Origin of the sequence: Streptomyces sp. NPDC005485 (genome assembly GCF_040606085.1) — a bacterium.
Taxonomy (GTDB): domain Bacteria; phylum Actinomycetota; class Actinomycetes; order Streptomycetales; family Streptomycetaceae; genus Streptomyces.
Genome location: NZ_JBEXDZ010000225.1, coordinates 1 through 11,529, shown reverse-complemented (window position 1 = coordinate 11,529; position 11,529 = coordinate 1). Strand labels below are relative to the sequence as shown.

The following is an 11,529-nucleotide window of genomic DNA, read 5'->3' as shown; positions in this document are numbered from 1 at the left end:
GGTGATCGACCTCGTCGTCCCGGACGGCCACCCCTTCGCCGGACGCGACTCCGTCCCCATCGGTGAGCTCGCCGGCCTGGACTTCATCGACTTCCACCCCGCCGCCGCCTCCACTGCTGTTCGCGGCGATGTTGACGGCACCACTGGCGACGTTGTTGACGGCATTGAGCGTGACCGTGCCGCCGGACGTGCCGCCCAGTGCGGCGGTGGCCGGGACGATCAGCTTGAGCAGGGCGGGCAGCGCGAAGACCGAGAGGATCAGCATGCCCATGCCCGCGATGGTCTGGTTGAGGTTCCCGGCCTCGTTCGTCTGGCCCTTGGCACTGTTGGTCATCGCCGTCGCCGAGTAGATGATCAACGCGGCCGCCGGTTTGTAGAGGAGCCAGGCCGCGAGCCAGCCGATGTGCTTCTTCCACCAGCCCTCGCCCCACCCGGTCATGGAGGAGACGGCGGCCAGCGGCAGCGTGCCGACGAGCATGATCAGTACACCGATGCGGATGTACATCAGACAGATCTGCACGAAGGTCGACAGCATCACCAGCAGACCGAAGATGAGCACGAGCCCCGGTGAGTCCAGGACCATGACGCCGAGGATCTTGTCCGCCGTAGTGCCCAGTTCGGCCTTCTTGTAGACCTCCTGTGCGTACGCGTCCGACGCGTTGTTGAGCAGTTGGATGCCCGTCGTCGCCACCCCCGCGACGAGGATGACCTTCCACATCCCGTTGAAGGCCTGCCGCATGGTCTGGCCCTTGCGGTCGATGGCCATCCGTATCGCCGCGACCAGCAGGGAGGCCACGGCGACGTAGGCCACCAGCCAGCTCGTCTCGGCCTGGATGTCATTGACGGGATTGGTCGGATCGCCCGGACTGACTTGCAGCCAGACGCCGTTGAGCGCCTTGAGTACCTGCGACGCGGCCTCGCCGATCGCCTTGGCGAAGGTCTCCACGGCGCCGGCGGCCAGCGCCTCACCGGTTCCGCCGACGATCCAGTTGAAGCCGGCGCCTATGCAGTCGTAGGCCTTCCAGGTGCAGGACATCTCACGCCTCCCAGGTGACGAAGCCCTTGGTGCCCCCGACCTGGGCCATCCCCGCGTACACCGTGCCGTCCGCGTCGGGCGCGAGCTTCCAGTCGCCGTCCTGCCAGCGCACGCTCACCGAGGCGGAGCCGTACGCGGCGTTGGGGCCGCGGAGCAGGAGCATGACGGTTGCCTCTTCCTTGTTGTAAGCGAGGACGGAGAAGCCGGCGTAGCCTCCGGCGTCGGCCTTGCCCGAGGTGGGCTTGTCGTCGTCCTGCGAGCGGCTGGAGATCAGCGCGTCCCGGCCCGCACCCGGCACGACCTGGCGGTCGACGACCGTGCGCCAGCCCGGGTAGCTCAGGTGGTCGGTGATGGAGTGGGCGGCGAGCACCGCGCCCATCGGCGTGTGCGCGAAGCAGGACCACACGGGCCCGTCGTACTTGAGCGGGCCGGAGGTCTTGGACACCGGCACCAGACCGGTGCCGTCCGCCTTCCAGTGGAAGTCCGCGGGGACCTTGGCCGGCTTGGCCTGGTCCTTGTCGTCCGTGCGGCAGCCGGCGGGCCGGGTGTCCGACCCGCCGCCGCTGCCCTTGTCGCCGCTGTGGTCGTCGTCGTCCTTCGTGGCGGTCGCCGTCGGGGTCGGGTCCGCCGCAGCGCCCGCCGGCTTGTCGTCGTGGGTGGCCATCGTGAAGACGGCGAGGACGAGCAGCACCAGCAGGAACCCGGCCGAGAGGATCCAGCCTCGCTGCTGCCAGAACGGCTGCTCCCACTCCCCGCTGCCCCCGCGGGACCGGCCGGAGTTCAGCATGCTTGCGCTCCCTTCGAATCAGTGGGTGTCGGACGGGGCTTCGGTCACGCGAAGACGAAGGTGACGACGGGGCCGGCGGTGGCGACCAGGACACAGCCGCCGAGGACCATGCCGAGGCGGCCCATGTGCTCCGAGCCCTCGCCGCGGCGCATGGAGATCGCCATCATGGCGCCGGTGATCAGGACACCCGCGACGCCCGCCGCGGTGCCGGCCCAGGCGAGGATGCCGAGGACGGTGTCGACCTTGCCGGTCAGTTCGGTCGGCGCGTCCTTCGTGGGGTTGGGGACCGTTCCGTCCGCCAGGTAGATGTGGGCCTTGGCCGCTATCGCGTTGAACATGACTACTCCCCGATGTGGTCGGCTGCCGCCGACGTAGTGCGTGCTGTGAGCGGTGGTTGCGAAGGGCGCCTCGTGTGAGGCGAGTTCCGGTGGAGGGCGGATGTTCCGCCCGGGTTCCCGGCTGCACAGTGAGCTTGGCGACTCCTGTGAGGTTGAGCCAAGCGATGTAGTGATCCAGCACCAGTCGGTGACGTGTCCGTGACAGACGGGAAGATCTCGTCACGTGAGCGGGGCGTCAGAGCCGGGGCATGACAACGAATCAGGTCCGGACCCGAGGCTGAGTCGGAGCTGGGCCGGAGCTGATTCGGTCTGAGTTCGAGGTGATTTCGGCCTGGTTCGGGCCGAGTTCAAGCTGATTTCGGGTGCTGACGCGCGTGCTGACGCGGGATCAGAGCCAGGGCATGACGGTGGAAACGATCGGTCCTGCCGTCGCGCCGATCACACAGGCGCCCATCACGGTCAGGAACTGGCTCAGATGTTCCTCGCCGTCACCGGTCCGCACGGCGATCGCCATCCGGGTGCCCACGATCAGCAGTCCGGCCACACCCGCGGCCGTGACCATCCAGGCCATCCAGTTCAGCACCGTGTTGAGCGGGCCGGTCACGTTGGCGCCCGCGGCGAGGGTCGAGCCAAGAGGCGTGTCCAGTACGGCGTTGGCCAGTTGCAGGGTGCTCATCGGTTGCCCCTCCTTGCGGGCAGGGGGGCCGGGCCCCCGGTCAGTCGGGCCAACTGGGCGCACTCGCGCGGCGGTTCGGCGGCCAGGTCGCCGGTGCGCCACGCGGGCACCCACGGCACGCGGTAGACGTCGATCACCGAGGCGATCACCTTGATGCGCTGGGTGAGTTGCCGGGGCAGCCGGCCGGGCGCGTCCGCGACCAGCACGATGGCGTCGAGGTCGAGTCCGGGCGGCGCGTCGCCGCGCCGGAAGATGTCCAGGGTGTGTGACACGGCCTCCAGTCCCGCGGCGTGTGTCCGCCCGACGAGGAGGACCGATCCGGGCTCGCCCTGGTCCGGCCGGGGCCAGCTGCGGCCCGCGTCATGGCCGCCGAAGACGGCGGAGAGTGTCGAGGCGCCGGCGCCGCCGTGTGTGGCGACCCAGGCGAACTGCCTTGCTGTCACCAGGAGTTGGCCGGGGTCGTCCGGCTGTGGCTCCGGTTCGCCGCCGGTCAGCGGCCCGCGTATCCAAATCTCGGGCCCGATCTCGGCCCCCTTCGCGCCCTGTTGCGCGATCCCCTGCGTTGCCTGCATCGCCAGTTCCCTTCGTCGTCGCCCACCGATCTTCACGTCGCCCGGACGGGTTCGGTAACGGGGCGTGAGTTCCTGGGACGAGCCTGTGACGTCGCAGTGACGCGGGGAGCGGGTGTGAGCCGAGAGACTCAACGTCGTACACACGACCGGATCTTGAGGCCGAGGGGAGCCGATGTCCAACGGGGGCGGAAGCATGGGCTGGGTGGTCGGCGGCTGCGTCGCCGCCGTGCTCATGCCGGTGATCATGATGGTCGCGGTGAGTGGCGGCGGTGAGGGCGCGGCCGCCGAGGGCCAGGGAAGCGGTGTCGGCGGCGGGCTCAAGGAGGGCGAGGTACCTGCGCAGTACGTGCCCTGGGTCCTTAAGGCGGGTGGCATGTGCGACGTCATCAAGCCGGCCGTCATCGCGGCGCAGATCGAGGCGGAGTCGGGCTGGAACCCGAACGCCGTGTCCCCGGGGGTCGGCGCCCAGGGCCTGTCGCAGTTCATGCCCGGGACCTGGGTGACCTGGGGCAAGGACGACGACGGCAACGGCCGGGCGTCCCCGTTCGACCCCGGCGACGCGATCATGGCGCAGGGCCGCTACGACTGCGCCCTCGCCGAGCAGGTCCAGGGTTACAAGGACCGCGGTGAGGCGTCGGGCGAGACCCTCGACCTGGCGCTCGCGGCGTACAACGCGGGTCCGGGCGCGGTGCATCAGTACCACGGCATGCCGCCGTACCAGGAGACCCAGGGCTACGTCGCCCGTATCAAGTCACTGATATCCAAGTACGAGTCGGTGGACGACGCACCGGGCAAGATTCCGGACGGGCAGCAGATGGCGATGCCGATTCCCGGCAACCCGCCCGTCACCTCCCCGTACGGCATGCGCATGCACCCGATCCTGCACGTCTACAAGCTGCACACCGGTATCGACTTCGGCGCCGCGGCCGGTACGCCGTTCAAGGCGGCCCGGGACGGTACGGTCACCTTCGCGGGCTGGTCCACCGGTTACGGAAACCGCGTGATCATCGACCATGGCACCATCAACGGCGACCACATCGAGACGACGTACAACCACATGTCCGCCCTCAGCGTGAGCGTGGGGCAGAAGGTCAAGGTCGGGCAGCAGGTCGGCGCGGTCGGTTCGACCGGATACTCGACCGGACCGCACGCGCACTTCGAGGTCATGCAGAACAGCAAGTACGTGGATCCGGCACCCTGGCTGGGGCTGAAATGACGGCCGACGGGCAGGCGGACGTGCGGGCCGGAGCGCGCACGGACACCAGGACCCGCAGGAGTGCGGGCACGAGAAGGAGGGAGGCGAGGATGCGTACGAGGAAGATCGGCGCCGTGGCGGTGTCCCTGGCGGGGCTTGTCGCGTTGACCGGCTGTGGTCTGAAGGACCAGGGCGGATCGGTGGGTGCGGCGGGTTCGTCGCCCTCCGCCGCCCCCTCGGTGGCGCCGAAAGCGCCCCTGCCGTCGGGAAAGCCGCTGGGTGCGGACGCGCAGGTGCCGAGCCCGACGGGCGTCGAGGCCACGGACGCGACGGCGGTTTCGAAGGCGTGGACGGAGGTGGCGTACGGCTATGACACCAAGTACGACACCAGCCCGCACGACGCCGTACTGCGCTCGGCGCGCTGGTTCACGGCGAAGAAGGCCGCGGACGAGCGTTCGTACCGCCCCGCGAGCGGGGCGGGCGACGCGTGGAACGTCTGGGCGGACCACAAGGCGTGGACGACGGTGTCGGTGACCTTCGACGACGACGGCGACGGACCCACCGACACCCCCTCCCTCGCCTACCGGGCCCTCTTCGTCAACGGCAAGGCTCATGGCCGTGACGGCTGGACGGGGACGGGTCCGCGCGCGAACGTCTTTCTGACACTGACACGCTCGGGCAAGGGCAAGCCGTGGCGGGTCAGCCAGGTGACGACGGTGGATGCGGCGGTGCCGCCGTCCGCGTCCCCGTCCGTGTCATTGTCCGAATCCGACTCCTCGTCGTCCTCTGCCGCTTCCTCGTCCTCTGCCTCTTCCTTCTCTGATCAACCCGTGTGAGGGAACCGATGTCTCGACTCAGCCGCGAACAGAAGCGGGAACTCAAGCGGGCACAGCGTCGTTCCGCGCCGGGTAACGCCTCCGAGGGGCAGGCGCCTCCCGGGGTGACGCCCATCGACGTCCACGTGCCCGCGTCCGGGGCCGCGCTGGTGGGCGGCATGCCGATCGTCGCCGCCCAGGGCGAGACCGCCCAGGACGCCGTCCTCAACTACCTCCACCGCCTCGCCCTCGCCACCGGCCACCCGGTCCTCGCGACGGTCCGCGACGAGTGCATCGGCTTCGTCGTCCCGCTCCACGTGGACGTGGACGGGTCGAGCCGGTACGCGGGGGAGCCGGTACGGGTGGGGCCGCCGGCGACCGCCGAACCGGCTCCGCCGACGCCGGACGTGCCGGCCATGCCCGTCATGCCCGCCGCTCCGGTGGCCGCCGCACCCGCTGCCGAGGCGCCTCAGGCACCTCAGGTGCCTCAGGTGCCGCAGGTGCCCCAGGCATCACCGCCGGCGCCCCAGGCGCCTGCCCCGCCCGAGGCGCCGCCCGTTCCGGCCCGGGACAAGGCCACGCATGTGCTGCGGGCGGTGGAGGAGCCGACCGGGCCCACGCCGTCGACGTTCGTCCTGCGGGCGGTGCCGGAACCGGAGCTGGAACCGAAGCCGCTGCCTGCGCCTGCGCCCGCGACGCCTGCTCCTGCCGCGTCCGCGGCTGAGCCTTCGGCACCCGTCACTGCTCCCGCCCCGGCGGCCCCCGCCCCCGCCCCGGCCAGTGCCGGCGCGCCGACGTTCGTGCTCCGCGCCGTACCGGAGCCCGAGCGGGAGCCCGAACCCGAGCCGGAGTCGCAGTCGCAGTCGCCGCAGAAGGCCGTGTCTCCTCCCCAAGTAGCTGCTCCAGTAGGGGAGTTCGGCCCGGCGACGGGGTACGGTCCGGCCGTGGAGCCGACCGGCCGTCCGGCGCGGCCGGCCCCTCCCGTGCCGATGACGCCGCTGGCGTGGGAGAAGAACGGGGCCCAGGAGGTCGCCGTACCGGAATCCACGCCGCGTCCGCCGGTCACGGAGCCGGTGCCCCCCACCCCGAAGCCCGCGGTCATCGACCCCGTGCCCACCCCGCTGCCGATGGTGGCCCCGGCGCCCGCCCCGAAGCCGGCACCCGCCGTGGCGGCCATGCCGGTGATGGAGCCGGAGCCGGAGCCGAAGCCCGCGCCCGTACGGGGCTTCGACGCGGTCGCGGAGGCCGTGCTGGCGCCGAGCCCGGAGGACGGGTCGGCGGCCGGAGCGGGTTCGCAGGACGTTCCGGGCTTCCTCGCGGAGCCGGTGGCGCAGATCAACGAGGCCGTGAAGATGGGACGGATCGAGGCGGCCGCGGAGATGGCCGAGCGGGCCGTCGCGGAGGCCTCGGCGTCCCTCGGCCAGGAGCACCCCGAGGTGCTGCGCCTGCGCGAACTGACCGCGTACATCGCCTACTTGGCCGGGGACGCGCTCCGGTCCTTCCACCTGTCGCTGGACCTCGCGCAGGTCCGCCGACGGCACCGGGACCCGCGCGCCGCGTACGGCAACGTGCAGAGCGCGGCGGCGGCCTGGCGCGCGGTGCGCGACCCGTACCAGGGCCTGCACCTCGGCCGTGACCTCATCGGCGTGTGGAGCGAACTCGCGGCCGACAGCGGCCCCGCCGCCGACGACATCGAGCAGCTCGAATCGGCCCGCTCCCGTATGAACCGCCTCGCCGAGCGCGCCCGCGCCATCGTCGACAACCCCTACAACCAGAGCCCCCGCGCCCATGGCCAGTGACCGCGACGACCCGAGGCCGCTGCCCGTGCACGCGCTCCCTGCAGTTGGCCCCACGGGCGCCCACGCAGGTGGCCGCCCGAGCGAGCGTTCAGCCGCCGCCCATCGGCGCTCGCCCCGTCCCCGGGTCGAGGTGTCCGTCAACGAGCTGACCGGCACGATGAGTTGGCGCACGATTCAGCCGGGCGGCGGCCGACGCGATACGCGGCGTGACCGTGCGGCCGCGCCCCACTCCTCCGCGGCCGACCGCCGGGAAAAGGCCGCCGCTCTCCGCGCCGCCGGCCTGGACCCGGCTCGCGTCGCCTCACGGGGTGCGGCCCCGATCCCGGCACACCCCGCCGCCGTACGGGCAGCGGTGAGCGTCTCCGTGGAGACGCTCACCCCCGACCAACTCCAGCATCATCTGGCCCTGGTGGGCGCCCTGCGCTCCCGGGTCGCGGGCGACGCCGCCCGAGGCACCCGTATGCCGTCGACGGTCGCCGCCCGTCTGCGCTCGGAATCCACACCGGGACGGGTACAGGCGCTCGCCGTGGAACGCGCCTCCGCAGTAAGGGAGTTGGGTGCGAGGAGCCAGGCCCCCGGCCCGCGCCGCTGAGGGGCCGCTCCCGTCACGTCACTGCACGCAGAACTCGTTGCCCTCGGGATCCGCCATCACGACCCACTCTCCCCCGGGCTCCTTCACATGGCGCAGCACGCTCGCACCGAGCCCCTCCAGGCGCTCGACCTCGGACGCCCGCCGCTCGGCCCCGACGTGCAGGTCGGGGTGGAGCCGGTTCTTCCCGGACTTCGCCTCGGGCACCCGCTGAAACAGCAGCCGCCGTCCGAGCCCGGTCCCGCTCTCCTCCTCGTACGGGTCGTCCGGATGCCGTACAGCGGCCAGGTCACGCCACGCCTTGCGGCCGTGCGACTCGACGGTGAGCTCGGCCGGTACGGCGCCGACGCCCAGCAGGCGCTCGATCAGCGGGCTGTTGTCCTCGACCCGGTACCCGAGGGCGCCGGCCCAGAAATCGGCCTGGGCGTGCGGGTCGGCGGTGTCGATGACGAGCTTCCAGTGCAGGGGAGTGTGCGTCATGAACCACTTGTATGGGTTGCATGAGCGAGCGGGCAAGGGAATCGCCGGGATCGACCGTCATGCCGTACGACGGAAGCTCGACGGCTTGGCATCCACGGGGGCCGGCCCCCATGTCGTACGACGGAAGCCCTACGGCGTGGCGTCCACCGGGTCGGAGCCGGATGCCATGCTCTCGGCCTTCCGGGCCGCGCCGGCCGTGCCCGCCGTCGCGGTCGCGACGGTGGGCCTCGGGATGCGCGCCTCGGCCCTGAGCGTGCGCGCAGCGCGGCGCGCCGTCCGCAGTGCGTCCCACGTCAGCAGGGACAGCGCGAGCCAGACCAGTGCGAACCCGGCCCAGCGCTCGGGCGGCATGGCCTCGTGGAAGTAGAGGATCCCGATCAGGAACTGGAAGACGGGCGCCAGGTACTGGAGCAGCCCGAGGGTGGAGAGAGGCACCCGGATCGCGGCCGCGCCGAAGCAGACGAGGGGGAGCGCGGTCACCAGCCCGGTGGACGCGAGCAGCGCGGCGTGGCCCCCGCCCTGCGCGGCGAAGCTCGCCTCGCCCTTCGACCCCAGCCACAGCAGATAGGCCAGCGCGGGCAGGAACTGGATCGCGGTCTCCGCGGCGAGGGACTCGATGCCGCCGAGGTTGACCTTCTTCTTCACCAGTCCGTACGTGGCGAAGGAGAAGGCGAGGCACAGGGAGATCCACGGGGGCTGCCCGTACCCGACGGTGAGCACGATGACCGCGGCGAAGCCGACGCCGACGGCCGCCCACTGCACGGGCCGCAGCCGTTCCTTCAGCAGCAGGACGCCCATGGCTATGGTGACCAGCGGATTGATGAAGTAGCCGAGCGAGGCCTCCACCACGTGTCCGGTGTTCACGGACCAGATGTAGACGCCCCAGTTGACGGTGATCACGGTCGCCGCCACGGTGATCAGCCCGAGCTTGCGCGGCTGCCGCAGCAGCGGGCCGAGCCAGGCCCAGCGCCGCATCACCAGCAGTGCGACGCCGACGACGCCGAGGGACCACACCATCCGGTGGGCGAGGATCTCGACGGCTCCGGCGGGCTTGAGCAGCGGCCAGAAGAGGGGGACGAGCCCCCACATGCCGTACGCGGCGAAACCGTTCAGCAGCCCGATGCGCTGCTCACTCCTGGAGCCCTGCTCGCTCTTCGACTCCACGGCCACCGGCTCCTCCTTCGCGCGCGGCTGCTCCCGTGCAGCCTCCACGAAGGTAACGCCGAGCACCCCCGCCTGTCATGTCCGTATCGCCATACGGTCATGACAGGCGAGGGTGGCGTGAGGAGGGCCGGTTTCTGGGGCTCAGCCCTGGCTCGGTCCTGGCTCAGCCCTTGAGGGCGGCGGCGAGGGAGTCGGCGATCGGCGTGGTCGGGCGGCCGATGAGACGGGACAGGTCGCCGCTGGTGACCACCAGTTCGCCCTTCTCGACGGACGCGTCCACGCCGGCCAGGACCTGGGCGAAGGGCTCGGGCAGGCCGGCGCCGACGAGGATGCCGACGAGGGTCTTGGTGTCGACGGGGTTGTTGGCGATCTCCTTGCCGGCCTGCTTGCCCACCTGGGCCGCGTACTCCGCGAAGGACCACGCCTCGTCGCCGCCCAGCTCGTACGTCTTGTTCTCGTGACCCTCGCCCGTCAGTACGGCCACGGCGGCGGCCGCGTAGTCGGCACGGGCGGCGGAGGAGACTCGGCCTTCGCCGGCGGCGTGGGTGACGGCGTTGTACTCCAGTACGGGGGCGAGCTGCTCGGTGTAGTTCTCGTGGTACCAGCCGTTACGCAGCAGCGTGTAGGGCAGGCCGGAGGCCAGGAGGGCCTGCTCGGTGCCGCGGTGGTCGTCGGCGAGGGCGGCCGTCAGGCTGCCGGGGGCGCTGGTGTAGGCGAGCAGCGCGACGCCGGCCGCCTTGGCGGCGTCCAGTACGACCTTGTGCTGGGCGACGCGGTCCTTGCCGACCTCGCTGCCCGAGATGAGCAGCACCTTGTCACCGGCGGAGAGAACGTCGACGAAGGTCTCGGGCGCGTCGTAGTCGGCGACGGCGATCCGCACGCCGCGGGCGGCGAGACCGGCGCCCTTCTCCTCGCTGCGGACCACGGCCGTGATCTGGTCGGCCGGAACCTTCTCCAGCAGGCCCTCGATGACGAACTTGCCCAGGTTTCCGGTGGCTCCGGTGACGACGATGCTCATGATTTCGCAGCTCCTTGTGGGGTGGGTCTGGCACTAACCCTAAGAGCGGCGCTAACTTCTGGAAAGTACCCACTTTGAAGTAAGGTACTGGCATGGCCGTAAGTGAGACTGCAAGCAAGGGCTCCGTCACCGGCAAGTGGAACGTCGAGGGCGAGACGATGTGCCCGCACCGCCTGGTCCTCGAACACGTCACCAGCCGCTGGGGCGTCCTCGTCCTGATCGAGCTCCTGGACCACCCGTACCGCTTCAGCGAGCTGCGCCGGGCGATCGGCCGCGTCAGCGAGAAGATGCTCGCCCAGACCCTCCAGACCCTGGAACGCGACGGCCTCGTCCACCGCGACGCCAAACCGGTCATCCCCCCACGCGTCGACTACTCCCTCACCGACCTGGGCCGCGAGGCGGCCGAGCAGGTGCGCGCGCTGGCCGAGTGGACCGAGCGACGCATGGGAAACGTGACCGAGGCGAGGGAGACATACGACGCGGGCCGCGCGGCCGACTGAACGAATGCGGGCGGCCCTGCGGGGGCGCACATAGGGCGGGCGTCGGCATGGAGGGCTTCGCCACCCGTGGTCTCGTCTCCCGCCGCACACGAAGGGCCTGGGTGCACTCAACGCACCCAGGCCCTGTCGCTGTCAGTTCCCCCTCAGCCCACAACCGTCCAGGTGTCGCCCCCCGCGAGCAGCGCGGCGAGGTCGCCCTTTCCGTTCTGTTCGATGGCGGTGTCGAGTTGGTCGGCCATCTGGGTGTCGTAGACGGGGCGGTTGATGTCGCGGAAGACGCCGATGGGGGTGTGGTGCAGGGTGTCGGGGTCGGCGAGGCGGGAGAGGGCGAAGGCGGTGGTCGGGGACGCGGTGTGGGCGTCGTGGACCAGGATCTGCGACCGGTTCTCCTCGGTCACCGTGACGACCTTGAGGTCCCCGGTGCCCGGATCGCGTACGACACCGCGCGCGCCGTCGGTGCCGAATCGGATGGGCTGTCCGTGTTCGAGGCGGATGACGGCTTCCTGGGCCTGTTGCTGGTCCTTGAGGACCTCGAAGGCGCCGTCGTTGAAGATGTTGCA

General features: G+C 71.1%; 13 protein-coding genes and 1 pseudogene. 5 read left to right on the top strand and 9 right to left on the bottom strand.

Annotated elements, in window-relative coordinates; translation table 11 throughout:
- From ABZS97_RS40920 to ABZS97_RS40900, 5 genes are all read right to left on the bottom strand, one after another.
- The coding region (locus ABZS97_RS40920; RefSeq protein WP_356147745.1) for a hypothetical protein at positions 1-1,036 on the bottom strand (1,036 nt) is incomplete at its 3' end.
- Between the two features lies 1 nt (position 1,037).
- The gene (locus ABZS97_RS40915) at positions 1,038-1,823 is read right to left on the bottom strand and encodes a hypothetical protein (protein WP_356147739.1); all 786 of its coding nucleotides are present in this window, start codon (positions 1,821-1,823) and stop codon (positions 1,038-1,040) included.
- 44 nt (positions 1,824-1,867) lie between these two features.
- Positions 1,868-2,161 carry a hypothetical protein gene (locus tag ABZS97_RS40910; RefSeq protein ID WP_356147732.1) on the bottom strand — a complete coding sequence of 98 codons (294 nt, stop codon included), beginning with the start codon at positions 2,159-2,161 and terminating at the stop codon, positions 1,868-1,870.
- A gap of 388 nt (positions 2,162-2,549) precedes the next feature.
- Positions 2,550-2,837: a hypothetical protein gene (locus ABZS97_RS40905; RefSeq protein ID WP_356147729.1), complete on the bottom strand. Its 288-nt coding sequence runs from the start codon at positions 2,835-2,837 to the stop codon at positions 2,550-2,552.
- On the bottom strand, positions 2,834-3,409 hold the full coding sequence (locus tag ABZS97_RS40900; protein WP_356147724.1) for a DUF6668 family protein: 576 nt from the start codon (positions 3,407-3,409) through the stop codon (positions 2,834-2,836). Before ABZS97_RS40900 ends, ABZS97_RS40905 begins: the two co-directional genes overlap by 4 nt.
- A 172-nt stretch (positions 3,410-3,581) precedes the next feature.
- Between ABZS97_RS40900 and ABZS97_RS40895 the strand changes: the two genes are divergently transcribed.
- The 4 genes from ABZS97_RS40895 to ABZS97_RS40880 all read left to right on the top strand — a co-directional run bounded on the left by ABZS97_RS40895 (position 3,582) and on the right by ABZS97_RS40880 (position 7,810).
- A complete protein-coding gene (locus ABZS97_RS40895; RefSeq protein WP_356147720.1) occupies positions 3,582-4,625 on the top strand; it encodes a peptidoglycan DD-metalloendopeptidase family protein in 1,044 nt (347 codons plus the stop codon).
- Between the two features lie 89 nt (positions 4,626-4,714).
- A complete protein-coding gene (locus ABZS97_RS40890) occupies positions 4,715-5,440 on the top strand; it encodes a hypothetical protein (RefSeq protein ID WP_356147716.1) in 726 nt (241 codons plus the stop codon).
- Positions 5,441-5,448: 8 nt separating this feature from the next.
- Positions 5,449-7,218: a hypothetical protein gene (locus tag ABZS97_RS40885; protein ID WP_356147711.1), complete on the top strand. Its 1,770-nt coding sequence runs from the start codon at positions 5,449-5,451 to the stop codon at positions 7,216-7,218.
- 130 nt (positions 7,219-7,348) lie between these two features.
- Positions 7,349-7,810 (top strand): hypothetical protein, encoded by a 462-nt coding sequence (locus ABZS97_RS40880; RefSeq protein WP_356147708.1) that lies wholly within the window; start codon positions 7,349-7,351, stop codon positions 7,808-7,810.
- 18 nt (positions 7,811-7,828) lie between these two features.
- Here ABZS97_RS40880 and ABZS97_RS40875 read toward each other — a convergent pair whose 3' ends face one another.
- From ABZS97_RS40875 to ABZS97_RS40865, 3 genes are all read right to left on the bottom strand, one after another.
- A complete protein-coding gene (locus tag ABZS97_RS40875) occupies positions 7,829-8,287 on the bottom strand; it encodes a VOC family protein (RefSeq protein WP_356147704.1) in 459 nt (152 codons plus the stop codon).
- A 129-nt stretch (positions 8,288-8,416) separates the two neighbouring features.
- Positions 8,417-9,376 carry an EamA family transporter RarD gene (rarD, locus tag ABZS97_RS40870; protein WP_356147753.1) on the bottom strand — a complete coding sequence of 320 codons (960 nt, stop codon included), beginning with the start codon at positions 9,374-9,376 and terminating at the stop codon, positions 8,417-8,419.
- Positions 9,377-9,614: 238 nt separating this feature from the next.
- Positions 9,615-10,469, bottom strand: a complete 855-nt coding sequence (locus tag ABZS97_RS40865) for an SDR family oxidoreductase (protein WP_356147701.1) — start codon at positions 10,467-10,469, stop codon at positions 9,615-9,617.
- A gap of 92 nt (positions 10,470-10,561) precedes the next feature.
- Here ABZS97_RS40865 and ABZS97_RS40860 point away from each other — a divergent pair, with 92 nt between their 5' ends.
- Positions 10,562-10,969 carry a helix-turn-helix domain-containing protein gene (locus ABZS97_RS40860; RefSeq protein ID WP_356147697.1) on the top strand — a complete coding sequence of 136 codons (408 nt, stop codon included), beginning with the start codon at positions 10,562-10,564 and terminating at the stop codon, positions 10,967-10,969.
- Between the two features lie 143 nt (positions 10,970-11,112).
- Here the strand turns inward: ABZS97_RS40860 and ABZS97_RS40855 are convergent.
- Positions 11,113-11,529 (bottom strand): annotated as a pseudogene (locus ABZS97_RS40855) (2-oxoacid:ferredoxin oxidoreductase subunit beta); the annotation flags it as partial.